Origin of the sequence: uncultured Cytophaga sp., assembly GCF_937863595.1 — a bacterium.
Classification (GTDB): Bacteria; Bacteroidota; Bacteroidia; order Cytophagales; family Cytophagaceae; genus Cytophaga.
Genome location: NZ_CALMGQ010000062.1, coordinates 1 through 26,817, shown reverse-complemented (window position 1 = coordinate 26,817; position 26,817 = coordinate 1). Strand labels below are relative to the sequence as shown.

At 34.7% G+C, this 26,817-nt stretch carries 21 protein-coding genes; 12 read left to right on the top strand and 9 right to left on the bottom strand.

Features of this window, described 5'->3' with window-relative positions; translation table 11 throughout:
* Positions 1-8: 8 nt before the first annotated feature.
* Both Q0543_RS05235 and Q0543_RS05230 read right to left on the bottom strand, forming a co-directional pair.
* Positions 9-635 carry a toxin-antitoxin system YwqK family antitoxin gene (locus Q0543_RS05235; RefSeq protein WP_299250097.1) on the bottom strand — a complete coding sequence of 209 codons (627 nt, stop codon included), beginning with the start codon at positions 633-635 and terminating at the stop codon, positions 9-11.
* Positions 636-639: 4 nt separating this feature from the next.
* Positions 640-2,715 (bottom strand): toxin-antitoxin system YwqK family antitoxin, encoded by a 2,076-nt coding sequence (locus Q0543_RS05230; protein WP_299250095.1) that lies wholly within the window; start codon positions 2,713-2,715, stop codon positions 640-642.
* Positions 2,716-2,931: 216 nt separating this feature from the next.
* On the opposite strand from Q0543_RS05230, the gene Q0543_RS05225 reads away from it, so the two are divergent.
* The 4 genes from Q0543_RS05225 (at position 2,932) to Q0543_RS05210 (ending at position 7,940) form a co-directional block, all read left to right on the top strand.
* Complete coding sequence (locus Q0543_RS05225; protein ID WP_299250093.1) at positions 2,932-3,747, top strand: hypothetical protein; 816 nt, start codon at positions 2,932-2,934, stop codon at positions 3,745-3,747.
* 2 nt (positions 3,748-3,749) lie between these two features.
* Positions 3,750-5,738, top strand: a complete 1,989-nt coding sequence (locus Q0543_RS05220; RefSeq protein ID WP_299250091.1) for a hypothetical protein — start codon at positions 3,750-3,752, stop codon at positions 5,736-5,738.
* Between the two features lie 341 nt (positions 5,739-6,079).
* Positions 6,080-6,619, top strand: a complete 540-nt coding sequence (locus Q0543_RS05215; protein ID WP_299250089.1) for a J domain-containing protein — start codon at positions 6,080-6,082, stop codon at positions 6,617-6,619.
* A gap of 256 nt (positions 6,620-6,875) precedes the next feature.
* The gene (locus Q0543_RS05210) at positions 6,876-7,940 is read left to right on the top strand and encodes a PA0069 family radical SAM protein (protein ID WP_299250088.1); all 1,065 of its coding nucleotides are present in this window, start codon (positions 6,876-6,878) and stop codon (positions 7,938-7,940) included.
* Between the two features lie 108 nt (positions 7,941-8,048).
* Here the strand turns inward: Q0543_RS05210 and Q0543_RS05205 are convergent, their stop codons facing one another.
* The 4 genes from Q0543_RS05205 to sppA all read right to left on the bottom strand — a co-directional run bounded on the left by Q0543_RS05205 (position 8,049) and on the right by sppA (position 14,507).
* Positions 8,049-10,322 carry a hypothetical protein gene (locus Q0543_RS05205; RefSeq protein WP_299250086.1) on the bottom strand — a complete coding sequence of 758 codons (2,274 nt, stop codon included), beginning with the start codon at positions 10,320-10,322 and terminating at the stop codon, positions 8,049-8,051.
* The gene (locus Q0543_RS05200) at positions 10,300-11,307 is read right to left on the bottom strand and encodes a hypothetical protein (RefSeq protein ID WP_299250084.1); all 1,008 of its coding nucleotides are present in this window, start codon (positions 11,305-11,307) and stop codon (positions 10,300-10,302) included. The genes Q0543_RS05205 and Q0543_RS05200 overlap by 23 nt, the downstream gene beginning before the upstream one ends.
* A 311-nt stretch (positions 11,308-11,618) precedes the next feature.
* On the bottom strand, positions 11,619-12,626 hold the full coding sequence (gene bioB / locus Q0543_RS05195) for a biotin synthase BioB (protein WP_299250082.1): 1,008 nt from the start codon (positions 12,624-12,626) through the stop codon (positions 11,619-11,621).
* A 126-nt stretch (positions 12,627-12,752) separates the two neighbouring features.
* On the bottom strand, positions 12,753-14,507 hold the full coding sequence (gene sppA, locus Q0543_RS05190; RefSeq protein ID WP_299250080.1) for a signal peptide peptidase SppA: 1,755 nt from the start codon (positions 14,505-14,507) through the stop codon (positions 12,753-12,755).
* Positions 14,508-15,110: 603 nt separating this feature from the next.
* Between sppA and folK the strand changes: the two genes are divergently transcribed.
* The gene (folK, locus tag Q0543_RS05185; protein ID WP_299250078.1) at positions 15,111-15,611 is read left to right on the top strand and encodes a 2-amino-4-hydroxy-6-hydroxymethyldihydropteridine diphosphokinase; all 501 of its coding nucleotides are present in this window, start codon (positions 15,111-15,113) and stop codon (positions 15,609-15,611) included.
* 76 nt (positions 15,612-15,687) lie between these two features.
* Here the strand turns inward: folK and fabD are convergent, their stop codons facing one another.
* From fabD to Q0543_RS05170, 3 genes are all read right to left on the bottom strand, one after another.
* Complete coding sequence (gene fabD, locus Q0543_RS05180) at positions 15,688-16,563, bottom strand: ACP S-malonyltransferase (protein WP_299250076.1); 876 nt, start codon at positions 16,561-16,563, stop codon at positions 15,688-15,690.
* Positions 16,564-16,810: 247 nt separating this feature from the next.
* The gene (locus Q0543_RS05175) at positions 16,811-17,236 is read right to left on the bottom strand and encodes a thiol-disulfide oxidoreductase DCC family protein (RefSeq protein WP_299250074.1); all 426 of its coding nucleotides are present in this window, start codon (positions 17,234-17,236) and stop codon (positions 16,811-16,813) included.
* Entirely contained in the window at positions 17,209-19,803 is a 2,595-nt protein-coding gene (locus Q0543_RS05170) for a gliding motility-associated C-terminal domain-containing protein (RefSeq protein ID WP_299250072.1), read from the bottom strand. Before Q0543_RS05170 ends, Q0543_RS05175 begins: the two co-directional genes overlap by 28 nt.
* A 211-nt stretch (positions 19,804-20,014) precedes the next feature.
* Here Q0543_RS05170 and Q0543_RS05165 point away from each other — a divergent pair, with 211 nt between their 5' ends.
* The 7 genes from Q0543_RS05165 to Q0543_RS05135 all read left to right on the top strand — a co-directional run bounded on the left by Q0543_RS05165 (position 20,015) and on the right by Q0543_RS05135 (position 26,792).
* Positions 20,015-20,716: a succinate dehydrogenase cytochrome b subunit gene (locus Q0543_RS05165; RefSeq protein ID WP_299250070.1), complete on the top strand. Its 702-nt coding sequence runs from the start codon at positions 20,015-20,017 to the stop codon at positions 20,714-20,716.
* 23 nt (positions 20,717-20,739) lie between these two features.
* Complete coding sequence (locus Q0543_RS05160; RefSeq protein ID WP_299250068.1) at positions 20,740-22,653, top strand: fumarate reductase/succinate dehydrogenase flavoprotein subunit; 1,914 nt, start codon at positions 20,740-20,742, stop codon at positions 22,651-22,653.
* A 13-nt stretch (positions 22,654-22,666) separates the two neighbouring features.
* Entirely contained in the window at positions 22,667-23,419 is a 753-nt protein-coding gene (locus Q0543_RS05155; RefSeq protein WP_299250066.1) for a succinate dehydrogenase/fumarate reductase iron-sulfur subunit, read from the top strand.
* Positions 23,420-23,977: 558 nt separating this feature from the next.
* Complete coding sequence (locus Q0543_RS05150) at positions 23,978-24,403, top strand: DUF3995 domain-containing protein (RefSeq protein ID WP_299250064.1); 426 nt, start codon at positions 23,978-23,980, stop codon at positions 24,401-24,403.
* Between the two features lie 108 nt (positions 24,404-24,511).
* Complete coding sequence (locus Q0543_RS05145; RefSeq protein WP_366800010.1) at positions 24,512-24,964, top strand: GNAT family N-acetyltransferase; 453 nt, start codon at positions 24,512-24,514, stop codon at positions 24,962-24,964.
* Between the two features lie 457 nt (positions 24,965-25,421).
* Positions 25,422-26,180, top strand: a complete 759-nt coding sequence (locus tag Q0543_RS05140) for a hypothetical protein (protein WP_299250061.1) — start codon at positions 25,422-25,424, stop codon at positions 26,178-26,180.
* Between the two features lie 165 nt (positions 26,181-26,345).
* Positions 26,346-26,792, top strand: a complete 447-nt coding sequence (locus tag Q0543_RS05135) for a GNAT family N-acetyltransferase (RefSeq protein ID WP_299250059.1) — start codon at positions 26,346-26,348, stop codon at positions 26,790-26,792.
* Positions 26,793-26,817: the final 25 nt, after the last annotated feature.

The window sequence follows — 26,817 nt, the reverse complement described above, 5'->3', positions numbered from 1 at the left end:
AATGTGAGTTAATAGTTTTTCATTTTAATAACCTTACCTTTTTTATTAAAATAAATCCAACAGCCAACAGGTAAATTCTTTTCCATATTTCCACCAGAAGATAAAAAACCTTTATTATTGTATAGTTTAGCTGGTCCATTCAATTCCCCATTTACATAGGTATACTCTTCGGTAAGCATTCCATTTTCAGAGTAAAATTTCCATATTCCATTCGGTGTTCCATTTGTATAACCACCTACTGTTTTAACTGTTCCATTTTCATAATACGTATACCAGATACCTTTATACATACCATAAAAATAAATACCTCTGCGTTTTATAGTTCCATTAGTATGATAATACCACGCACTATCTTGCTCTAAACCATTCCTCCACTGCTCTTTCGCTGTAAGATGACCAAGTGTATCATAGTAAAATGACATCCCCTCTAATGCGTCTTCTTTATAGTGTTCTTTTGCAGAGAGCAATCCGTTGGGGTAATAAAAAAACCAATCCCCTTCTCTCAATCCTTCTTTTTTAATTCCTTTGGACTTAAGTGTACCTGTTTTGTATGTTTCAATTAGCGAATCGTTGTTTTGAGCAACAACAGAAGCCTGCATACATATACAAAAGAAAACAACTAAATATTTCTGCATCCTATTATTCTTTATCTTCTTCGTCTACATCCACATTTTGAATACGTACAAGTTTTCCTTGTTCGTAATATTTCCAGATACCAGAAATATCATCGTTGGTATACTCTCCTTCTGCTTCAAGCAAACCAAGCTCTGAATAAAAGCGCCATTGTCCTTCGCGCAAGCCTTCTACATATAATCCATCTCCTGATAAGAAACCATTGCTGTGATAATACTTCCATTTACCATCGGGCAATCCATTTTTAAACGAACCTTCAGAAGCAAGTTTATCGTTGGAGTGGTAACTTTTTAATATTCCATTCCCGTCTTTGAAAGATCCTTTATTCAACTTAGAACCACGCATAGAAGTAATATCACTGATAGACATCAACTTTCCTGCAGCATACGTCTCTTCAGACATTAAAATACCATTAGACCAATAGTTTTTCCAAACGCCTTCTTCCAATCCTTTTACATATACGCCTTCAGATTCTATCTTTCCATTGCGATGATATTCTTTCCAAAAACCTTCTTCATCACCCATTACATAAGACCCTTCTAAATTCATTCGACCTGTTTCGAAATAAACTTTCCATGGACCATCTTCATATCCTTGCACAAAATTTCCTTCCATGGAAACTTTTCCATTATCGTGATAGCTTTTCCACAAACCATCTTTCATACCATCTACATAATAACCCTGGGCCGTTATCTTTCCATTAGGATAATAATCTGTCCACAAGCCATCTGGTTTTCCATTTACATACACTCCCATAGAAGCAAGCGTATCGTTATCGTAATGCTCAAACCATTGACCTTCTTTCTTACCATCGATAAAATATCCTTCGCTAAATATTTTTCCATTTGCATGATATTCAAACCACAGACTATCTTCTAAGCCTTTCTTATAAAATCCATATGCTGATAAGATGCCTTCTTTATTAAACTGCTTATACGATCCATTTTCAACATCATTTTCATACGTTGTTACGGATGCCAATGCACCAGTAGAATAATATTCACGCATGATACCATCTTGCAAACCATTTACATAATATAGTTCTGCTTTGATAACACCATTTTCATAATAACTTGTGGCAAGACCATTTTCTAAACCTTTATCAAAAGGGATATCCATCAACAATGCGCCTTTGGGATAGTAAATATTGCGTGTACCAGCTCCATCCTTTAATGTTCCAGCATCTAATGAAACACCCAATTCAGAATAGAATTCTGGAGCAGCCATTAATTTACCTTTACTCCAAACTTCTACACTCTTCTTCGTTCCAGTTTCATTCTCATAAAAATAAGTCCATGTACCATCTGCTTTTCCAGATACATAATTACCTGAGAATAATTTAATTCCTTTGATTGAATAGTCTTCAAACAATCCATTTTCTAAACTATCTGAATAATGCGAAACAGACTGTACTTTCCCTGAAGTATAAAAATCTTTCCATTCTCCATCCATATTACCATGGATGTATTGCCCTTGTATACTTGGCTTTCCAGTGACATGATTCCAAACCACAGAACCTTCAATCTTTCCATTAACATAATTAGCAGAATGATATAGCGTACCATTCGCATAATATTCTTTCCACGCACCTTTACGAGCGCCGAGATCATAGATACCATCAATCTTGATTTGTCCATTTGGGAAATACTCTTTCCAGATCCCGTCTTTTACATCTAATTTATAAATCCCATCAATAGATAATTTTCCATTCGAATAAAACTCTTTGTATACACCATTTCGTTTTCCATCTTTAAATATAGCTTGAACCGTAGGTTGACCATTGTTATAAAATTCTTTCCAATCTCCTTCCTCTCTTCCATTGACATAATTTCCTTGTAACGAAATTTTTCCATTTGGATGATAATGTATTACAGAGCCATTAAAAAGATTGTTTGTAAAATGTTCTTCTGCTTCAATAGCACCTGAATAAAAATAGCTTTTCCATAAGCCTTCATGTTTGCCATTAACTAAGGTACCTTCAGCCTTTACAACTTTTGTATTCTCATAATATTCTTTTGTTTGTTGTGCTTGCACACACACTGAAAAAAGTAAACAGAAAACAACACTATTAAATCGCATCATATTAAATACAGTTAAAACCGAATTATTATAAAGTAAAATACAAAAAAAACCTCAAAATTAGTGTTTAATGATAGAGAAAAGGCTAGAAATAGGCAAAATGGGACAGATTTAAAAGATATACCGCCCGCTTTTGATTATTAACAAAGGTTAAATAAAACGACGAAATTTTAACAACTCCTTTTTATTAAGTTTATTCGTAGTCAATACAATAAAGCTATGTATTTTTTTATACGAATACAGGTAGTATTCTTTCTCTTTATATTACCTGTACAATTATTATTTGCACAAGATTTTTCAGCTGGTGCACGAACACGTTCTATCGGCAATGCATGCATTGCCGATACGAATGCATGGACTATTTTTACGAATCCTGCAGGCTTAGCGCAAATAAAAAAAGCGAACATATTAGTAAGTGATGAGTACGTATATAATCTACAAGAAATAAGAAGTTTTTCAGCAGCAATCATCATTCCCATAAAGAAAAAATTTATCATTGGGTGCACCTTACAAAAACAAGGATATACTTGGTTTAACGATCAACAAATTGGTGTTCATCTTGCTCAAAAAATAGGCATTTATAGTTTGGGGGCAAGTTTTATAGTATGGCAACGCGTAGCAGGCGAAACGTTCAGACAAACGCATCCTTTATTCAATATTGGTGGCACCATGTCCTTAAACAAACACCTTCAACTGGGATTGCATTTTAGTAATTGCACTAATACACAGAATGACTTACAAAATTTACCTGTCTCCGTTCAAGCAGGCTTTATGTATATACTTTCGAAAGAAATTGTTTGGTATACAGATTTAAAAAAACAACTCAACAGTGGAATGATGTTCCAAACAGGTATCGAATATAAAATACATAAATACTTTTTTTTACGCAGTGGTGTACAATTAAATCCCATACGCCTAAATGGCGGTATTGGATTTTGTAATAAGCGTAGTTCAATTGATTATAGTATGACGTATCAATCTCCACTTGGATTTAGACATCAATTATCATTGCGTATTTCACTAACTAAGAAATAACAATGAAACCTATTTGTATAGTTATTTTACTTTTATTCATGCATACCGTTTTTGCCCAAAATGGATTTGAAGAATCTGGTATTATTGAAAATTTTACAGCAAATGAAGATATCATTGAAACCAATTCGGAAGTAGCAGAGAACATGGCCTTAATGATTAAAAATCCCTACAATATAAATAAAGTAGATGCTTCCATTTTATTGAGCATCGGTTTTCTAACTGAAAATCAAATAAGGGAAATTATGGAATATAAAATTACCTATGGCCCTCTCTTACATATATTAGAATTACAAACATTGCCCTCCCTTTCGGAACAAACATTTTCATACCTACAACTTTGTTTTACTGTCTCTGAAACAAATGAAACATCAAAGCTCTTAAAAAACATGTTTGGGAAAGACCATAGTATGTTGTTATTACGCTATGGATTTGCGCCTTCTGTGGTACCTGAAAATTGGAGAGGAACAGGTGATCGAATGTCCATACGTTTCCAAACCAGCATACCAAATAAAATGCGATTTGGACTTAGTCTTGAAAAAGATGCAGGCGAGCAAATAAAGTGGGATAGTAAAAAAAATTACTACGGATTTGATAACATCAATTTTTACATAGATTATATTCCATCTAAAAGATGGAAACAATTAACCATTGGCACACAAACATGGCAGTTTGGTCAAGGTGTTTTAATGGGAGCAGGTTTTTATGCGGGCAAAGGATCTGAAACGATTACAACGCTTCGAAAAAGTGGCAGAGCGCTTATACCAATTGGAAGTACGACTGAATACAACAAACGTTTTGGTATAAGTACAACGTATCAATTAACAAAGCGCCTTTCCATTACAGGATTTTATTCCCGTACTAAAGAAGACGCTCGCATAGACACAAGTACCTACAATCAAGGTTTTCAATCTATTTCAGAAACAGGCTATCATCGCACAGATTCAGAAATTGAAAAGCGCAAAATGCTACTGGTTCAGACTGCAGGGTATCACGTACGGTTTGAGAAACGGAATTTTTCTATTGGAAACACAAGTGTTTATAGATTGCTATCAGCCGATTTGCAACCTGAAAGAACCTATTACAATCAATTTTACAATCGAGGTCGCAAATTTGTCGGAAGCTCCATAGATATTCAATGGCAATTCAAAAATATATTATTATTCAGCGAAGCCGCAGTAACATTTACTGGAGGGAAAGCGCTATTAATTGGTAGTATGATTGCTCTGCATCGGAAAGTAGATGTATCTATTTTATATCGAAATTATGGAAAAACATATGTAAGTCCTTTTGCGCAAGCGTTTGGAGAATCAAGCACTGTTAACAATGAAAAAGGATATTACATAGGATTAAAAATTCGTCCAAAGAAAGAATGGAATATTCATGCATACGCAGATGTGTTTGTTTTTCCATGGTTGAAGTATCGAGTGCACACTCCAAGTAATGGAGAAGAATACTTTATTAAAATTGAATACAAACCAAACAAAAAAACAACGATTTATTTTCAACATCGGTTCGAACAAAAATACTGGGATATTACAGGAACCTTTTTAACAGTACCCGCAACAAAAAAAACAACGATACTTTATTTTCAACATACCATTGGATTTTCAATCACCTTGAGAACGCGCATTCAATGGGGCAGCTATGAATTAAATGGAATAATAACTACAGGAAGTTTGATTTCTCAAGACATTATATACAAAAGAAGAAAGTATCAACTTACCTTACGATGGATGTTTTATGACGTTCAAGATTACAATGCCCGACAATACGCCTACGAACCAGATGTTCCGTATAGCTTCTCTATCCCAGCCTATACAGGCAAAGCCATTCACCCCTTTATCATTATCAAATATAATTTAGTAAATAACATAGACTGTTGGTTTAAAGTCGGAATCACAAAACCGCTGAATCAGTATGGTGTAAATGATGCATTGCAATCAATGAAATCTATATATACAGGCACTTGGTTGGTACGGTGGACGTTTTAAATAAATTCCAAATAACAAAAAACAAATTCCAAACGGCGGAAAGGTATAAAATGTATTTTTAACAAACTTTCAAATTCAGAATGAATCCCTTAAACAAATTGAAAGGAAAAAAATAATCGTTTTATAAATCTCTGTATAATTTCATCCTTTATATTCCGACAACAGTTAATCAAAAAAGAAAAATAGTAAATACCATATCCCATTTAGTATAAGCATACATTTTAAATTATGCGAATACACGTTTCAACCTAAACTTTTCACCTTTCGCCATTTGGAATTTGTTTTTTGTTTTTTGGAATTTAATAATGGTTATCCGAACTTACATAACAAATAAGCCACGAATGTCCAAGTCCAATTATTACGATTTATTAGGAATACCTAAATCTGCAACAAAACAACAGATTCGTAAAGCATATCGGACCAAAGCGAAAGAATTTCATCCAGATGTAAACGGACCGTTCAATTCACATATGCATTTTTTACTTTTGAAACAGGCTTATGAAACATTGATGGATGCAAATATGCGCCATGTATACGACATGGCATTGATATCAAATTCAGAACAAGTATTAACATATGCGCAATGGAAAGAAATTGAGCGCAGAAAGATACAAGAAATAGAAGCCGTAGCGCACGAAGCTTTTTTAACTAAAAGAGCATTATTTCAACAATCCAATTATTTTAAATCTGCTAAAATACTATTATATATTGCTCCAATTTTTAGCTACCTGTTTGCAATTTTAATACTATTTAGTTGCGTTTGGATAATGTGGCAATATCATTTCATGTTCATTTTTCTTTTTCTTCCTTTTCTAAGTTTATCAATTTTTTTGATTCTTGCTACTCCCAAATGGATTCGGGAAGCGAAAAGATATTTCTAATATTTTTAGTAATTACTATTATTTTTAGTAATTTTATGAATATAAATAGCTTTGGCATTCAGTTAAAAGAATCATTTAATAAAAAGGTAGAGTTGTTGGTACACCGCGTTATCTAGTACTCATTAAATAAAATTAGCTCATCCGGAAACACACAACAATAGCTTGAGTTTATCATTAGATAAAAGTCAACACGATTTACATCGTCGTTGTTCATCCCCTTTTTCTTCCTTCACACTATTAACTATTGAAAATTCTTATGGAAGAAAATTCAGATTTCATAAAAGGTCGTGGTGCGCAAATGCAAGCACATAGTAGATTTCATGCACAAGAAATTGTGCACGAACACATCGAAGGTATTGATGAAGCAACAGACATCAATTCTCCAACAGAATATTTTTATGAAACAGCAAAACAAATCATAAATAAAGTATCGAGTGTGGATGTGGGTGCAGCGTATTCCATGAATCCGTATCAAGGATGTGAACATGGTTGCATTTATTGTTATGCACGTAACACCCATGAATTTTGGGGATACAATGCAGGAATGGATTTCGAGAAAAAAATTATAGTCAAAAGAAATGCAGCGAGTCTATTGGCCAAGACATTTGAAAAGCCCAACTGGGAAGTATTGCCAATCATGTTTTCTGGCAATACCGATTGCTATCAACCCATAGAAAGAAAATTACAAATCACTCGAAACATGTTGCAAGTAGTTGCCCGATATAAACATCCTGTGAGTATGATTACAAAAAATCATTTAATCACGCGCGACATTGATATTTTTAAAGAACTTGCCGAACAACACTTAGTTCATGTAAGCATTTCCATTACTTCTGCACGCGATGAAATAAGACAAAAACTTGAACCGCGTGCTTCCGCCATCTCGCAACGTTTAAAGACCGTTGAAGCCTTAGCGAAGGCAAATATACCTGTAAATGTTATGATTGCCCCTATCATCCCCGGAATCAATCATCATGAAATCCCTCAGATCATGAAACAAGTTTCCGACGCAGGTGCATCCTCTGCTGGTTATACAATCGTCCGATTGAATGGTTCCATTGGTATTGTGTTCGAAGATTGGATTCGGAAAGTCTACCCAGACAGAGCAGATAAAGTATTGAATCAAATTAAAGAATGCCACGGTGGTACGCTGAACGACAGTAGATCTGGCACACGTATGCGTGGAGAAGGAAACATCGCAGAAAGTATCCGTGATTTGTTTGTGGTATCGAAGAAAAAATATTTATCAGACAGGGTATTTCCAAAACTACGTACAGATTTATTTGTGCGCAGTAATAAAGGTCAGTTGGGATTATTTTAATAAATTTAATAAAGCCTAAGGCGGAAGGCATCATCTCTAGTCATGAAATAACTTCAACAACAATAAATAAACGCATAAGGTGTTAGTATGTGCCCATTAAGTCTTGCATTAATAATACCTTCCGTCATCATCAAAAGATTCAAACATCTTTAATCTACCCATAGAAGTATAATTGTGATCTACCAATCTATATTGATTTAAATATTGCACATATACATCGCAATTCAACTCAATTTCCGAATAATATGCACGTGTGTCGGTATCAAGTAAGGCCTTAAATGGTAACTCCTTCTGTATAGTATAACAATAAGCTAGATTCAATTGTGCGAGTGTTTGTATTTTTTTATCCAATAAATTATCTGCTGCTTTTTTAATATATGGTATGGCTCTGGCACATTTATAATAATTATTTTCAAAAGTAGTACTCCCTTTTGTTCTATATTCATAACCACTACTACTCCAACGTGTATCAGACATATACCAATTCTTACCATACCAAGTAAGCGATAAATAGGCATTTCCAACATAATAGTTTAATAGCGCATCGTTGGGTTTTAAAGCCAACGCCTTTTTATAAGATATTAATTTTTCGAGGAATTGCTTTTTTGTATATCCAATTTTATCTGACTTGCCATGATTATGACCATCAAAAATGCTAAATGTAAAGGGATCATCAAAATACGAATTCAGCCAATAGGAATCCGGAAACGTATTGTAAACAGCCAGTGCCTTTTCCAACTCATCGGTATTCATATGTTTCATTGCAATCAAATTTTTAATTTTCAATGTATCATAAAAAGTCCATTCTTCTTTCATTGTATGTTTCCATGAATATCTATTTTCATTCTTCCTAGATATATACATTTCTAATGGAAGATTATTAGGCGAACGGATAATCTTTAATACTTCGTACACTTCACGCACACTTGCATGTGTATGAAGATTATCGTATAAATCATTTCCAAAATTTTCTCTTGGATAACTACTCTGACTTAACAACAAAAATGCCTTTGCTTTACAGCTAGGTATTCTAAATAATAAGCTTGCACAACTACGTATAAGTTGATTACGAAATACAAGATTGGGAGATAATTTAATAAGTGCAACTATTTCATTCTCTACCTCTCTATCGACCTTTTGTGTTGAGAGCCTTATTAATAAGGAAATAGTTCTCGCTTGAATTTGTAATAGTGGGTTTGAATACGAGCTTGTATTTTTCAACATGTTAAAGGCTTCTTCAGGTTTACCTAATACATAATTGAGATACGAGTTTACAAGTGTTAAAAATACGGCATTGTTTGTTCCGCTTAGCTGACTAGTAAAATTGAGCACATCATTTGCGTAAGCAACATCCTTGCTATGGTTACGAAGTGTCTGTTCCGATCCAGTGTAGGGCTCAAAATCGGTAAACTCAGGCGTTAAAACCCAATCTTCAATTTTATTAATTTCTCGATTCAATAAAAAATTAAAATAGATGTTTTTAGGATTCAACTGATATATTGCTTTCAGATCTGATAAACAAGGTCCCATCGTACGCATAGCGCGTATAGCCAATAAATAAGATTTTTTAATTGAATCTTTTTCAGTAGCCAGATTATTTTTAAATGTAGGAGAAGCATATAACAATTCAATATTACGTGCTTGCTTATCACTGCCATTCATGATACAATCTAAACGGATGTCATTTTGATTGGACATAAAGTAGGCAGCATAATGCAATGCAGAGTAATACATCCAATCCTTATCGGCATGCTTAAAGTACGTATCAAACACGTTTAACAGTTGCACTTTATCGATTCTTTCTTCATAATATAATGACACCAAATACTGATAAGCGTATCTACGTTTTAAAAATGTATTTTTTGTTTGTGTGAGTAATCCTTTATAAATCTGTGTTGGATATATTCGTGTACCTTCATTGAAAAAATAAGAGGTATAAACATCCCCTTCAAAATTGTCCCAAACAGTTTTGAAATCGTATGTTGGATTTCGTTTTATTAAAAATAAATAGTCCAGAACTTCTTGATTGTCCTTAAATACCTTTAAAAATGGATTTTCTAACAAGAGCATGTTTTTATTTTTTATGACATCCTCATTTGATACTACATACAAAAAATTATAAATATCTTTTCGATCCACATTCGTATTCTTACAATACCTAAACCATTGGTCTATATTTTCTGTATACGATTCATTTGTAGGAATTTCATCATATTCATAAAAATTAGTTGAAAACGTATACTTGGCAAGTTCATTAAAGCCGATGGCATTACCCATAAAGTTAGTCACACGCACTTGCTCTGCATTGTAATAATCTCCACATGGTTTTGCTGAAATCAGCGGAAGCAGAATAATAATGCTACTTAATAAAAATCGATTCATATAGCGGTTGATTATTTTCTTTGGTTTGTGTATTTAATAGTTTTGCATTTAGATCAAACAATGCAACCGTATAGGAATCGGTATTTTTAAATGATTTAATTAAACCGTAGGCGTCTTTTAAACCTTCCTGATTTATTGTTTCTATTTTAATCTTATACCCTTTTCGTAAATAATAGGGATCAATGCTTGTGTCTGCAATTATTTCGTAGGTATTGTCTGACACCGATTTGAGATAGGTCGTTTTTTCATTTAGTTCTTCAGTTTTAAGAAAGCCAACAAATTTATTTTCTTCATTGTAGACTACATTCCATGAAAATGCAGGCAAAGCAAAATCAAGCGGTAATGCATACTTCGCATCTGTTATATACTTACGTGCTTCTCCTTCGTCGAAGATGCTATTTTCAGCTCTATAAACAACAGGGGAATTGAAGTTATACAACATGAGCATTGCTCTATCTACTGGTGGCACTCCTGTCTTTTCAGGATACTTATATTGATACAATCGAAGGGTCGCAGTTAGACTTATTGAATCTAATTGTTTTTTCAATTGTGTTAAAAAATAAAAATACTGATCCTTGCTAGTAGCCGACCAATCACAATCTATTTGACATGATTTTGTTTTTGAATCGTATTTTTTTACTCGTGAAGCTATTTTTTTTGCCATATATTCCAATTCCGGCTTCGTACTTTTTAGCATCACACTATTTTCAATAAAAACACATGGAATAATTGTTAAAAATGTTTTTAACACATCATCTCCGGGCAATTCTTTTGTATCATTGGGATAGGCATGATTCACTTCGTCCCAACTTACATCTGTCAGTTTGCAATAAATTTGTTTTATGTTATTTTCTTTGAGAAAACTCAACTCTTCCGTTGAAAAATAATTATACGAAGACCGTTCATTCCATACATAAATTGCATTGGATATGGTGTCTGGTTTTGAATCCGTGCATCCAACCACAATCAAAACTATAAAACTCATATAAAGTATTCTCTTCATATCTCTTAAAATAGTAACATGCTTCATTCTTTTCATTTTTTTAAAACGAACAATACGGATATCAATCTAAGGTATTTTTCCATCTGAAATAAATTTCCTTCAAAATAAATTATTTACAAATTATTGTGTTTTGATTCTTCAGACACTATCATATAAGTTTTCTGAATACTATAACCCAATTTATACTTTGAAAGGCTTATCAAATAAAAAAGAGTCCTACCAACAACATTGATAGGACTCTTTATATTATATATTTTCAGCATTAGGCTTTAAGCCTTCAACGTTAAGCTTTATTATATCGCACTTGGTATCTGCTCAAATTTAACCTTCACACCATCACCATTTTTAAATGATGCACGAGGTTTTAAGTTTAATATTTGAAACATTTCTTTATCAGCATTTACTTCCGGATTTGGAGTCGTCAATAATTTATCCCCTGCAAAAATAGAGTTTGCACCTGCAAGAAAGCACAATGCCTGCTCTTCAGTATTCATACGCACCCGACCTGCAGACAAACGTACCATCGCTTTAGGCATTATAATACGAGCTGTTGCAATCATTCGAACCATTTCCCAAACAGAAACACGGGGTTGATCCGCTAATGGCGTTCCTTCAACAGGTACCAATGCATTTACAGGAACCGATTCTGGATGCGCTTCCATGTTTACTAAGGTATGCAACATTCCTATTCGATCGCCATGACTTTCGCCCATACCAATAATACCACCAGAGCACACAGATATGTTTGCTTTACGCACATTATCTAATGTTTCTAAACGGTCATCGTAGGTTCTAGTCGTAATTACTTTATCGTAGTGCTCTTCGCTGGTATCTAAGTTGTGATTGTATGCATACAAACCCGCATCTTTTAATTTTTCAGCTTGTGTAGGAGTTAACATACCAAGTGTACAGCATACTTCCATACCCATTGTACTTACTCCTTTAACCATATCAATTACTTTATCGAAGTCTTTGTTATCGCGCACTTCTCTCCAAGCAGCACCCATACAAAAACGTGTACTACCAGATTCTTTGGCTTCTAAAGCAGACTTTAACACTTCGTCTACATCCATCAACTTTTCTACCTTCACATCTGTGTGGTAGCGCGCTGCTTGCGGACAATACGAACAATCTTCTGGACAACCGCCAGTTTTAATCGACAATAAGGTACACACTTGTACTTCTTGCGAATCATGAAATTCACGATGCACAGTTGCACCACGATACATTAAATCCAAAATAGGACTATTATAGATTTCTGAAATCTCTTCTTTTGTCCAGTTATTGCGAATTTCTGTCATTTCTTTTCTTAATAAACTAAGCGCCAAATATACGAATATTTGAGTTTTGAAGTACTAAACCAACGATGCCACATGCATTTTACATGATAAGTAATTCAATATGAACTTCTAAGGCGTAGATATTTTCTATTTTATGTCCATAAAATACGGAATACGAGCTTGTACACCTTGATATTTAGGCAAAGATTGCAGCGTTTTGAACTGCGCATAATATGCTCCAAAGGTTTTCATTTTAGCATCTTCTTCTCCAGAAAAAGAATTAAAAAACTCAATCCATGCCTGGTTTTTTTGTTCTGGGTAATACACCAATTTATACCCATCAGCAAGCTTAGCTCTTTTAGCAGCAATACCGATGGCTGTATTCATTCCGCCAAAAACATCTATCAAATTATTTACTTTCGCATCTTTACCCGCCCATACTCGACCTGAAGCCTTTTCTTCAATCTCTTCTACCGTAGTATGTCTTCCTAAAGCTGCTTTTTGAATAAACGTTGCATAAATTGAATTTACTTCATTTTGAATGATTGCTCGTTCGCCATCCGTAACTGGGCGCGTTAAGGAACCGATATCGGAATATAAACCTGTCTTTTCAGAATCCGTATTGATTCCTAATTTATTATTCAATAAATCTTCTGTATTCATCAATAATCCAAACACGCCAATAGAACCGGTAATTGTTGCAGGTGAAGCAACGATGGTATCACAAGCCATGGCAATATAATATCCACCAGAAGCTGCTACGTTAGCCATAGACGCGATAACAGGTTTTACTTCTCTTGTTAATATTATTTCTCTCCAAATAATGTCTGAAGCCAATGCACTACCACCTGGAGAATTAATACGCAATACAATTGCTTTCACATTCTCATCTTCTCGCAATTTTCTTAAATCTGCACAGATGGTTTCTGAACCAATTACTTCGCCATCGCCTTTACCAGATTGAATTTCACCATTCGCAAATAAAACCGCAATGTGTGGTTCTGTTGAAACAGCAATTTTATCTTTATTAAATTGTATCAGTTTTTTATATGAAATAAAGTTTATTTCCGTCTCGTCTTCCAATTTCAATTTTGATTTAATAGAAAGAATAAGTTGATCAAAATATGCTTCGTGTGAAATTAAACCAAGTTCTCTGGCATCTCTAGCATTACGCACCAACATAGAATCCGAGATGTTTTTTAACGTTTCCAAGGGAATATTTCTACTTACAGCAATATCTTCTAACATCACCGAATACAAAGAATTGATGTATAAATGAACCTGCTCGCGATCTGCATCACTCATGTGATCGTTGACCAAAGGCTCAATAGCACTTTTATATTTACCAACTCTGAATACTTCTGTTTTAACGCCAATTTTACTTAACAAATTTTTGAAGTACATCATATTTACACCAATTCCGTTAAACTCTAGCATGCCAGATTCAGGCAAATAAATTTCGTCTGCTACCGATGCCAAATAATACGCCGCTTCGGTATACATTTCACCATAGGTAACAACAAATTTTCCTGATTTTTTAAATTCCACTAATTCGTCACGTAATTCTTTCCAAGTAGCAATCCCAGCCGTTGCGAATTTAAATTCAATGTAAATTCCTTTAATTTTATCATTTGTTGTAGCTTCTTGAATTGCCTTTTTCAATTCCAACAAGCCAATTTTAGAAGAAGCTCCTCTTGGATCTAAAAGACCACTAAACAATTTATCCGATTCGCGTTCAACAATTTCATTGTCCAAGGTAATTTTCAATACAGAATTATCCTTTAACGAAGATGTTTCATCTTCTTTGCCAGATGAAACCATTGCCACAACAATAACAATTCCGATAATGGTTAATAAAATAAAACCAACAATAACGGCAAATACATTTTTTATAAAACTCATATGAAAACGGTTTAAGAGATTAAATATACAAAACTAGTAGGTAGTAAAATACCCCTCAATTTTTTAATTCGTTTGGTATACTATTAAAGTCGAATAATCCTTTAGTTTATTGTATGGGTGCAATTATTTGATCGGAATGCAACTCATTTTAAATTGACTGAATTGGGATTTATGGGATTTAAAAAATAGAAATAGCGTCACTATGAAAGAAAACGGCAATCTACCACAGCAAAGAACATCGTGAGTCATTTCCCATTCATAACTTATAATTCAATGCCGTTTAGTTAAGACCGCCCCCAGTCGGGGTCGAATATTTATAGTAAAATAATATCCAATAGATAGATACGCGGAATCCCGAAGGGATTGATCGCTTTTATACCTTGAATAACATGCTCCCTTCGGGAGCGCGTATATGTTTATTGTGTTGTTTGTGCTATAAAGATATGACCCCGACTGGGGTCAGTGCTGAAATAGAAAGCGTATATGTTCGGTATAAAACCAAAACTGTTTGCGTATACATAGTACCTCTCGCAGGTTACAACAATCGTTAACTAAACGACATTGACTTATAATTTATAATTGATTACCTATCTTTGTCTCCACATGGATCAAAACAAACATACCGTAGTCATTTTATTAGGAAGCAATATAGGTGCGCGTCAAGATTGGATGCAACAGGCAACAAGTCATATCTCAGATGAAATAGGTCAAATCAATGCAACTTCCAATTATTATGAAACCAAGGCGTGGGGAAATGAAGACCAAGCAGATTTTTTAAATCAAGTACTGGTATGTACTACAAGCCATACACCAATTGAAGTATTGGTATTGTGTTTATCGATTGAGAAAAAATTAGGTAGAAATCGGAAAGAAAAATGGGGCAACCGAACCATTGACATAGACATTTTATATTACGATTCAGAAATTTGTGCAACCAATAAATTAAAAATACCACATCCCTATTTGCATGAGCGGAGGTTTACATTGGTACCACTTGTTGAGGTACTTCCAGATTTTGTACATCCCGTTTTTAATGTTACAAATAAGGAGTTGTTGGAGCGGTGTGGAGATGGGCTGGAAGTCACCAAATTAAATTCCAAATAACAAAAAACAAATTCCAAACGGAGGATATTTTCTCTGTTTGGAATTTGCTTTTTGTTATTTGATCATTTTAGATTTTTTAAATCGACACTACTTCCACTCCTGGTTCAATCTTTTTAACCAAGCCTTGCAATACTTTACCTGGGCCACATTCTATAAATTGCGTAGCGCCATCTTTCACCATATTTTGCACGGACTGTGTCCAACGTACAGGTGCAGTTAGTTGTGCTATTAAGTTTAATTTAATTGCTTCCACATCGGTAGATGGCTTAGCATTCACATTTTGGTATACCGCACACGTTGGTTTACTGAACAAGGTGTTTTTTATAGCATCTTCCAATTCAATACGTGCAGGTTCCATCAAAGGTGAGTGGAACGCACCACCAACAGGCAATACCAATGCACGTTTAGCGCCAGCTGCTTTCATCAACTCACATGCCTTTTCAATTCCTTTTACTGAACCAGAAATAACCAATTGTCCGGGACAGTTATAATTTGCAGCTACAACAACTTCATCCGAAATAGATGCACAAATTTCTTCCACTTTATCATCTGCTAAAGCCAATACAGCCGCCATTGTGCCAGGCACTAATTCACATGCCTTTTGCATTGCCATGGCCCTTTTAGAAACCAATTTTAATCCATCTTCAAAAGATAAGGTACCGTTTGCAACCAATGCAGAGAATTCTCCTAATGAATGACCTGCAACCATTTCAGGTGCAAAAGTCTCGCTGATTTTAGCAAGAATTACAGAGTGAATAAAAATGGCAGGTTGAGTTACATTCGTTTGTCTTAATTCCTCATCTGTACCTGTAAACATGATTTTTGTAATATCAAAACCCAAAATGTCATTCGCTTGAAGAAACAATCCTTTTGCTTTGGCAGAGTTTTCAAAAAGTTCTTTACCCATTCCAGAAAATTGAGACCCTTGGCCAGGGAAAACGTATGCTTTCATATTATTTTTTTAAAATGTAAAACAGATTTGAATAGTAAAACTATTCCTTTATTTATTGATATGCAAGTATAGAATACAGAGTACTGAGTACTAAGTACTAAATATAAAATTGAAGAGAGAATTTTAAAATATAAAAAATCACTATATTAATAAGTAGGCACACAAATAATTATACATCTACAATGCTTGAGTTGAATTACTAATTTAGATTTGTACTTTGTACTCCGTTCTCAATACACTGTAATTCTCAAAGAAATCGTTCTCTTTCCTCCGCAGTTGGGAAACGGCAGGCTTCCATTTTACCAAACCATTTGTATCTATTATTTGCAATAATATTGTATACAAAATCGCGTATAAAACCAGGTACAACAATAAATACATAGCATAGCGGCCATAAGCCATTCAATCTTTTCGCAATTTCTAGCGATGCTCTAGAGCGTTTATAGATTCTATTATTTTGAACTAAGATAATAGAATCTATAAGGATATTTTTTTCACCCAATTGTTTCAAAATATTTGTTGCCATTTCAGATTGCAATGGAGCAAATACAAATTTATTTTTCGGATCGTGATCGATAATAAAATTTACTGAATTGTTACAGAAATGACACACGCCATCAAACAAAACCAAAGAACTATCCTTTATTATTTTGTTGTCAGAATCTGCAACCATCCTTTTATATTTTTGATTTCATCATCTGCATTTACACGTCCATAAAAATGAACTTCTGCTAAGAAATAATAGATACCATCCGACAAGGATTCTCCACTATCTATTCTTCCATCCCAATTGATATTGGGGTCTGTATCTTTATAATATACCAATGAACCCCAACGGTTGTATACATAATATTTCACAAATGCTGCACCACGAGGAACAGGAAATGGTTCAATTATATCATTTTTTCCATCATTATTTAGAGTAAGCAAATTTGGCAAATCGTAATAGATACAATCATCTACACAAATTTTTTCACTGCGTGCACCTTCTACACCTGCAAGATTTGTTGCTGATATTTGATAACAACCAGCAGTGGTAAATTTATTTTTGTAGATATACGTGGTGTCTTTTGTTTTTTGAATAACACTAAGATAATCTGTATTATGTTTTGCAAAATAAACTGAGTAATGGTCAATGGTATTGCAGTTGGGATCTGATAAATTAGACCAATTCAACACATTCTGAAACACACTCAAATCTCCATTACAGCCTTCCACTGTTAGTTTCGGTGCTTTAGGAGGATTGTCATTTAAGGGTCTTACCGAATCAATTGCAGAAGTTTGTGTAGCAATTTTTGTGAGTGCTTTATCACAATACACACCATATTGCTTGATATAATAATATACCGTATCACAATTGACAACAGTGTTGTCTTTGTATTTAGTTGCAGTTGATGCAAGGGTTTTAATTTTAATAAATGAACCCGAGTTTATTTTACGATATACTTCTACGGAATCGGTAATCCAAGGAGTCGTGTAGGTCCAAGATAAAGAAGCCGATGCATTACCTGCCACTGTTTCTAAATCGAACGTTGGAACCACAGAAGAATAAAAACCATTATTCACTAATTTAATTCGGTAACTATAAATTTTATTTTTAGTGTTTAAATTATCATCTGTGAATATTGTATCTGTAGATATCGTAGGTATGATGGTTGTATAGCTAATGGGATTAAGTCCTTCCCCTCTTTCAATTTCATACGCATATGGCCCCACTACAGAGCTTGCCGATGGATTATACCATTTTAAAAACACCTTACCCGTTGTTGAAGATGTTTCTATCACATCAACAGAAGAAAATACAGCAACATCTCTATTGAGTTCTGCACATACTTGATTGGATGGATAGCTTTCACCGTAACCTGGTGCAGGATATGTTGCTACTAAAATATAACAGTAGGATTTCCCTTTATTTAATCCTTTTGTATTATTATCATCTAAGTAACTTGTAGCTGTTGCAGGTACTGAACCTATAAGTGTATAACCTGTAAGCGGACCCGTTTTACAAGGATCAGTATTTGGTGCAACAGAATCACAATCTCTTCTATATATGTTAATAAAATCTGCATTGGAACTACATGTATACAAAGGCCAGTTAAGTGTTACAGATTTAACGCCTGGTGTAGCAATAATACCTTTCACTCTTGGCCCTTTAACAGAAACCAACCAGGTACGAATATCCACCAAAATGGGCACTTGAAATTCATCGATTGCCTTAAAAACTACTTGATAGGGTTGATTTCGAACATGCGAACAATTGGTTTGCCAAGAAAAATTTCCTGAAGGGTTTTGCGTATTTTGTCCAATAAAATTTATAGATGCAGGACTAGAAGGTACATTATATGGCTGTCCATACGTTTCCAATCGAACAATATCCCCATCCGGATCACTTGCTTTCACGAAACCTTTCAACAAGGATCCAGCCTCAATACAAGTATCCTTGGGCATTACAAGTTTAGGAGGGTTGTTTTGCGTTTCTTTAATTTCAACCTGCATATCGCGCACGATGTAACCAATAGGTCGACCATAACGCCATTCGGTTATTTTTATAGCTATATTATAAAACCTTGGATCACTGCCATAATTACTTGGAGCATTCCAAACAATATCACCCGTAACAGGATTCAGCGTTAAAAAGGCAGGTCCACCTAAGGTACTTTGTCCACCAAAAATTGGAGATCCAGGAACATTATACCCAACGATAGGCTTATTCAAAGCACTTTTAGCTGATATTAATTCATACGAAAGACTGTCTCCGTCTGGATCATACGCACCTGCATTATGTGTAAATATTTTACCTACGGCCCCAAAATCTATAGGAGGTACGGTCATGATTGGACTGCTATTCAAGCCCGTAATTGGATTGATTTTTAATTGCATTTCAACATAGAAGGCTACATTGGATGAACCTGGAATGTTTTTTATATTATCATTGCGATTTTCATCTCTCATACCTATAATATATGTACTGGCTCCATTGTAGGTATGGTTCACAATAAAGGTATTCTGAGAGGTATTATTACCAATATTAATTTTAGGCTGTCTATTAACAAGCTGAGAGGAGCCATCACCAAAATCTATAGTAACAACGTCCGGATCGACATTCGTACCACTCGTATTATAGTAAAGTGTTAAGGTAATTTCATATGCTAAAGCAGAACCAGACAATCTTTTTGCTGAAAATTCACCTGCTTTTATGTGTGTAGCATGGCTCGAAAAACTAAAAGTAAGTACAAGCAAAACTACGTACGTGAAATTTCTTATATAATTAAAATAGTTCATACTATTATAAAACAATGAAGGACAGTTTGTTGTTATTAATATAACGAAGTTAACTCAATTTAGAATACATCCAAATAATAATTTAGGTTGCAACAATTCAAGTCTGAAGTTAACTTTGGCAAGTTAATAAAAAACATTTATCGAACAGGCAAAAATAAAAGGATAAAAGATGAGTTGGTTTACAAAAACAGTTTTCTCAACAAGTGTTGGTAGAAAAGTAATAATGGCCTTAACAGGCTTGTTCTTATGCACGTTTTTAGCGGTGCATTTGGCAGGTAATTTTCAATTACTGCATCAGGATGGTGGTGAAGCATTTAACTTGTACACCAAGTTTATGACTTCGAATCCATTAATTAAGGCTATTTCCTATGTTAACTTCGCCTTCATCTTAGCACACGTTGTTTGGGGAGCTTACATCACCTACAAAAACAAATCTGCGCGTTCTGTCGGATACGCAGTAAACAATCCAGGTAAAACAAGTTCATTCTCCTCTCGTTGGATGGGTGTTTTGGGTACCATGATTTTGATCTTTTTGGTAATTCACTTAAAAGACTTCAAAATGGCCTACTTAGGTATCACGAAAGATTTACCTATGGTTACCTACACATTGGAAAACGATGAAAAAGTAATTGTAAAAGATATGTTTTCTGAAGTAAATCTTGAATTTCACGAACCGATTGTTGTTGGAATTTATGTAATCGGTATGATTGCTTTAGGCTTTCACTTATTCCATGGTTTTCAAAGTGCATTCCAATCCTTGGGTTTAAGACACCCTAAATACACGCCCATAATCAAAACCGTAGGTTTTGTATTTTGGGGCTTAATTCCCTTTGGATTTGCCATTATTCCTTTAATAATCTTCTTTAGATAATTTAAACCTTCTGATATAGCACTATGAAATTAGATTCAAAAATACCAGACGGGCCATTAGCAGATAAGTGGACGAAACATAAGTTTAATCTTAAGTTGGTTAACCCTGCAAATAAAAGAAAGTACAACATTATTGTTGTTGGTACTGGTCTAGCAGGTGCCTCTGCTGCTGCTTCGTTAGCAGAATTGGGTTACAATGTACAATCGTTTTGTTTTCAAGATAGTCCTCGTCGTGCGCACTCTATTGCTGCACAAGGTGGTATCAACGCTGCAAAAAATTATCCAAATGATGGTGATTCTGTTTACCGTTTATTCTACGATACAATTAAAGGTGGTGATTATCGTTCCCGTGAAGCAAACGTACACCGCTTAGCGGAAGTTTCAGTAAATATTATTGACCAATGTGTTGCGCAAGGTGTTCCCTTCGCACGCGAATATGGTGGCTTACTTGATAACCGTTCTTTTGGTGGTGCACAAGTTTCTCGTACGTTCTACGCACGTGGCCAAACGGGACAACAATTGTTATTAGGTGCGTATAGCGCACTTAGCCGCCAGATTCACAAAGGCACAGTAAAAATGCACACGCGTGAAGAAATGTTGGATCTTGTTATGATCGACGGTCAAGCGAAAGGTATTGTTACACGTAATTTAGAAACGGGTACAATTGATACGCATTCTGCACATGCAGTTCTTCTTTGTACAGGTGGCTACGGTAACGTATTCTTTTTATCTACCAATGCACAAGGTTCAAATGTAACTGCAGCTTGGAGAGCGCATAAACATGGTGCTTTGTTTGCAAACCCATGCTTTACACAAATTCACCCTACTTGTATTCCAGTATCCGGAGACCATCAGTCTAAATTAACATTGATGTCTGAGTCTCTCCGTAACGATGGTCGTGTATGGGTTCCAAAACAAAAAGCAGATAAACGCAAGGCAAGTCAAATTCCTGAAAACGAAAGAGACTACTTCTTAGAACGTAAATATCCTTCTTTTGGTAACTTGGTTCCACGTGATGTGGCATCTCGTAACGCAAAAGAACAATGCGATGCAGGCTTTGGTGTAGGTACAAGTGGCTTAGCTGTATTCCTAGATTTTGCAGATGCAATCAAACGTTTGGGTGAAGATACAGTTCGCGCTAGATACGGCAACTTGTTTGATATGTATGCACAAATCACAGGTGAAAATCCGTATGCAGAACCCATGCGTATTTACCCAGCGGTACATTATACCATGGGTGGACTTTGGGTTGATTACAACTTATCGACAACAATACCTGGTTTGTATGCATTAGGTGAAGCCAACTTCTCGGATCACGGTGCAAACCGTTTAGGAGCTTCGGCTTTAATGCAAGGCTTAGCAGATGGGTACTACGTTATCCCAAGCACAGTAAGTGATTACTTAGCAACGATTGGACCGAAACCTATTGATAAAAACCACCCCGCATTTGCAGAAGCAAAAGCAAAAGTGGAAGCACAAACAAAAAAATTACTAAGCATAAAAGGAACTAAAACGGTTGCTGAATACCACCGTGAATTAGGTCTTATCATGTGGGAATACTGCGGAATGGCTCGTAACGATGCTGGCTTGAGAAAAGCACAAGTATTGATTCAAGAATTACGTGTAGATTTCTGGAAAAATGTGAATGTAACGGGAACAAACGAAGAACTAAACCAACAATTAGAACGCGCAGGTCGTGTAGCTGATTTCCTTGAGTTAGGTGAATTGATGGTTGTAGATGCATTGGCACGTGCAGAATCTTGTGGAGGTCACTTCCGTGAAGAATCTCAAACAGAAGAAGGCGAAGCATTACGTAAAGATGATGAATACTGCTACGTTTCTGCTTGGCAATACACAGGCGAAAACCAGCCTGAAGTATTACACAAAGAAGAATTGAATTTTGAAAATGTTAAATTAACTCAAAGAAGTTATAAGTAATATGTCAGGTCACATGAATTTAACGTTAAAGGTTTGGCGTCAGAAAGATGCGAAATCTACTGGAAAGCTTGAAAATTACGAAGCTAAAGATATTTCTCCAGACATGTCATTTCTTGAAATGATTGATGTTGTAAATGAGAGTTTAATCAAAAAAGGTGTAGAACCGATTGCATTTGATCACGATTGCCGCGAAGGTATTTGTGGTGCATGTAGTATGTACATCAATGGTGAAGCGCACGGACCGAAGAGAGCAATCACTACGTGCCAATTGCACATGCGTAGCTTCCACGATGGCGAAACCATTACAATCGAACCATGGAGAGCAAATGCCTTCCCTGTAATTAAAGATTTAGTAGTAGATCGTTCTGCATTTGACCGTATCATACAAGCAGGTGGTTATGTTTCTGTAAACACAGGTGTAACGATTGATGCAAACTCCATTCCTATTGAAAAAGAAATTGCAGACGATGCAATGGATGCTGCAGCGTGTATTGGTTGCGGTGCCTGTGTAGCTGCTTGTAAAAATGCCTCTGCTACCCTTTTCTTATCTGCAAAAGTTTCTCAATTAGCATTGTTACCACAAGGACAAGCTGAAAGACAAATACGTGTAGAAGCAATGATTGATCAAATGGAAGAAGAAGGTTTTGGTAACTGTACCAACACGGAAGCGTGTTCTGCAGTATGTCCAAAAGAAATCGGACAGCATCACATTGCGCGTATGAACAGAGAATTTTTCGGTGCGAAGTTGTCGTCTCCAAAAAAATAGTTTCCTCTTTTAAGAGTATTGTATAGTAAAAAGTCCCGCTTGTTAGCGGGACTTTTTTTATTGAACAGGATTGAAGAGATAGAAGTTGATGGACAGCATTTATTGACTGTGTTAGCCCTGACCTGGAGCACACCATAGCCGTCAACATAAGAAAATTGTCAACACCGATGAAAGGTGGTTGGTAGTTTACGCAAAAGAACAATTTCGCATTATCTATAATACTGCTGCGTAAACGTACCAAACCACGGCATGTTTAGAGTCTATTGAAAATAAGCCGTGGTTCGGTACGTTTAAGTGTTTGTTCTCTATGTTTAACCACTACTAATTATTACACTTAAACTACCAACCACTAAAGTATGAAATGCAAATCACTTAAGTTCACGGCTATAGTGGTACACACTAGCCGTCAACCCTACCCATAGAATGTGACACACAGTCCATCTTTGCAATCTTTGTTCCAACGACCGAGCTTAAAAGACCAAAATGTAATTAGTGATACCTACATATGGTTATTACACGTTAAAGCATTAATATTGAACCGTACCAACTTATTAAATAATGATACCCCTAATATCAATTTTATTGTTTGTAATTTTTCTTTTTTTATCAAGCATTCATTTCTATTGGGCGATAGGTGGGCGCTGGGGAAGCGAAGCGGTTTACCCAACCATGGACGATGGGATTAAACCAAAAATGCCGGGAGTTGTTCCTACCTTAATTGTAGCAGTTGGATTACTATTTATGGGTCTTTTTATTTTATTAAAAGCAGGATTTATAGCTGTTTCAATACCTTTATGGATTAGCAGTTACGGATTATGGATCCTTGCAGCAATCTTCACAATACGAGCAATCGGTGATTTTAAATATGCTGGTTTTTTCAAGAAAATTAAACATACAACATTTGGTCAGCAAGACACGAAATATTATTCGCCCTTATGTCTTTTAATTGTTGTTTTGATATTGATATTAGAATTAAATTCGTAATAAGTATCCATTAATAATATTGGTGTATACCAAGTTGCTGTCTTCATAAAATTAGTTTTAATATGTTGTTTTTAACATCAATAGACTGGATAGTTAACTCGTAGCTTAATATCAATAGTCGTAGAAACAGATCTTGAGCAACTATTAGAACTGCAAACATCCTGTTATTTAGAGGAAGCCATTTTATATAATGATTTTACAATTCCTCCTGTAACACAAACCTTGGCGTCCATTAAACTTGATTTTCGGAAGGAAGTATTTCTAAAAATCGAATTCGATAGAAATATCATAGGCTCTGTTCGAGGATATGTAGAATCAAACACGTGTAAAATTGGAAGGCTTCTAGTTCACAAAGATTTTAGAAATCAAGGACTCGGAAAAGCCTTAATGAACGGTATTGAATCACATTTTAATAGTCCAAACCGCTTTGAATTATTTACGGGTTTCAAGAGCACAAAAAACATATTACTCTACAAAAAATTGGGGTATTCTGAATATAAAAAACAATATATACACGAAGAACTCAGTTTAGTTTTTCTTGAAAAAATCAATACGCAGTAATTGTCTTATAAAAATAAAACTTAGCACAAATAGGCTTTACTATCGTTTAACACAAAAAAATGCATTACCATTGATGCATCAAATAAACTTCTCTTATTAAATCATAAAGGACTTTAAATTAGTTTGGGACGTAATCTAAACCCGAATCTAAATGCTGTTGGGTCTTTTCTGGTCAACGATATAAAATATATTTTGGACTATTTTCAATTTAGAATTGGTGTAATTTCCTGTGTGTCCCTGAAACCAATATAAATAAGGGTTCAGACAATGAGTATACATTTTCGCCCTTTTTCTGAACTGGGATTTATTGGATTGAATGGGTAAGACAGGAGATTTTGTTAAAATGTAAGCTATTTAAAATACGCTCAAATTTTTCATAAAAAACATATAATTACACGTTAAGTTAGTTGAATGTTTTTTGTACATTATACCCTTCAACCAAATTAAACTTTTATCTATGAAATTTTTATTCCCCTTTTTATTATTTATTGCAAGCGCATTTCATACTAGTTTCGGTCAAAAACTAAGACAAGAATACCAAACCAAAATCAACATATTCATTGGGCATGTGATTAATAACAATAGCAAAGAGATTGCGAAAATGATTTCTTATCCATTAAAACGAGATTACCCAATTCCCGATATTAAAACCAAAGAAGATTTCATTTTAAGATATGATGAAATCTTTGATGACTCGTTGAAAAATTTAATCATAGATTCGGATGCTGCAACAGATTGGTCAGAAATGGGCTGGAGAGGGATTATGTTGAATCGTGGTGAGGTTTGGATGGATACCGAAGGGAAAATAATTGCGATCAACTATCAATCTAGCCTTGAAAAAACAAAACAAAAAAATATCATCAAAGCAGATAAAAAGAAGTTATATCCTACTTTAACCGAATTTAAAAATCCAGAGTATGTATTAGAAACTGCAAAATTCAGAATACGTATTGATCAATTAAACAATGGCAAATACCGGTATGCCTCTTGGCCTATTTCCAAACCGATGAGCGAAAAACCCGATTTGATTTTAACCAATGGCGAAGTATTTATGGATGGCAGTGGTGGCAATCATCATTTTGAATTTAAAAACGGAATCTATACCTATCAATGTTTTATTTGGCGCCTAAGAGGAAGTGATACATCACCCGCTGATTTAAGTGTACTTAAAAATGAGGTAGAAATTTTATCTCAGAGTGCAGTGATTGTTGAGTGAGAGAGGATCATTATCCATTATCATAAATAACACACCACCCTCTTTTCGTTATAACAAACATTCAAGGTTTTATTTAAAAAGCAGACAATGTTAAATTTATTACCAGCTATTGTTTTTACTACTGAAAGAATTGATATTTAAAGAGTAGCTTATTATTAATTAAGAATGAACATATCAATAGCCGTAGAATCAGATCTTGAGCAACTATTAGAACTGCAAAAAGCATGTTATTTAGAAGAAGCCATTTTATACAATGATTTTACAATTACTCCATTAACACAAACTTTTGCATCCATTCAGCTAGATTTTCAAAAAGAAGTATTTTTTAAAATGGAATTCGATGGGAAAATTATAGGTTCTGTTAGAGGACACGTTGAATCAGATACATGTATAATTGGTAAGCTATTTGTACATAAAGAATTTCAAAATCAAGGATTAGGAAAAATCCTTATGAAAAGTATTGAAGCACATTTTGAAAAGACAAAACGCTTCGAATTATTTACTGGTTACAAAAGTGAAAAGAATCTGTTGTTATATAAAAAGCTAGGTTATTCTGAATATAAACAACAATATGTACATAAAAATCAATGTCGTTTAGTTAAGGAAATTTAAAATAAAATTGATAATTTTACAATAC

Bases quoted from the DNA above. Each gene is read 5' to 3' on its own strand.
- Q0543_RS05235 (WP_299250097.1), bottom strand. From the start codon at position 635: ATGCAGAAATATTTAGTTGTTTTCTTTTGTATATGTATGCAGGCTTCT.
- Q0543_RS05230 (WP_299250095.1), bottom strand. From the start codon at position 2,715: ATGATGCGATTTAATAGTGTTGTTTTCTGTTTACTTTTTTCAGTGTGT.
- Q0543_RS05225 (WP_299250093.1), top strand. From the start codon at position 2,932: ATGTATTTTTTTATACGAATACAGGTAGTATTCTTTCTCTTTATATTA.
- Q0543_RS05220 (WP_299250091.1), top strand. From the start codon at position 3,750: ATGAAACCTATTTGTATAGTTATTTTACTTTTATTCATGCATACCGTT.
- Q0543_RS05215 (WP_299250089.1), top strand. From the start codon at position 6,080: ATGTCCAAGTCCAATTATTACGATTTATTAGGAATACCTAAATCTGCA.
- Q0543_RS05210 (WP_299250088.1), top strand. From the start codon at position 6,876: ATGGAAGAAAATTCAGATTTCATAAAAGGTCGTGGTGCGCAAATGCAA.
- Q0543_RS05205 (WP_299250086.1), bottom strand. From the start codon at position 10,322: ATGAATCGATTTTTATTAAGTAGCATTATTATTCTGCTTCCGCTGATT.
- Q0543_RS05200 (WP_299250084.1), bottom strand. From the start codon at position 11,307: ATGAGTTTTATAGTTTTGATTGTGGTTGGATGCACGGATTCAAAACCA.
- bioB (WP_299250082.1), bottom strand. From the start codon at position 12,626: ATGACAGAAATTCGCAATAACTGGACAAAAGAAGAGATTTCAGAAATC.
- sppA (WP_299250080.1), bottom strand. From the start codon at position 14,507: ATGAGTTTTATAAAAAATGTATTTGCCGTTATTGTTGGTTTTATTTTA.
- folK (WP_299250078.1), top strand. From the start codon at position 15,111: ATGGATCAAAACAAACATACCGTAGTCATTTTATTAGGAAGCAATATA.
- fabD (WP_299250076.1), bottom strand. From the start codon at position 16,563: ATGAAAGCATACGTTTTCCCTGGCCAAGGGTCTCAATTTTCTGGAATG.
- Q0543_RS05175 (WP_299250074.1), bottom strand. From the start codon at position 17,236: ATGGTTGCAGATTCTGACAACAAAATAATAAAGGATAGTTCTTTGGTT.
- Q0543_RS05165 (WP_299250070.1), top strand. From the start codon at position 20,015: ATGAGTTGGTTTACAAAAACAGTTTTCTCAACAAGTGTTGGTAGAAAA.
- Q0543_RS05160 (WP_299250068.1), top strand. From the start codon at position 20,740: ATGAAATTAGATTCAAAAATACCAGACGGGCCATTAGCAGATAAGTGG.
- Q0543_RS05155 (WP_299250066.1), top strand. From the start codon at position 22,667: ATGAATTTAACGTTAAAGGTTTGGCGTCAGAAAGATGCGAAATCTACT.
- Q0543_RS05150 (WP_299250064.1), top strand. From the start codon at position 23,978: ATGATACCCCTAATATCAATTTTATTGTTTGTAATTTTTCTTTTTTTA.
- Q0543_RS05140 (WP_299250061.1), top strand. From the start codon at position 25,422: ATGAAATTTTTATTCCCCTTTTTATTATTTATTGCAAGCGCATTTCAT.
- Q0543_RS05135 (WP_299250059.1), top strand. From the start codon at position 26,346: ATGAACATATCAATAGCCGTAGAATCAGATCTTGAGCAACTATTAGAA.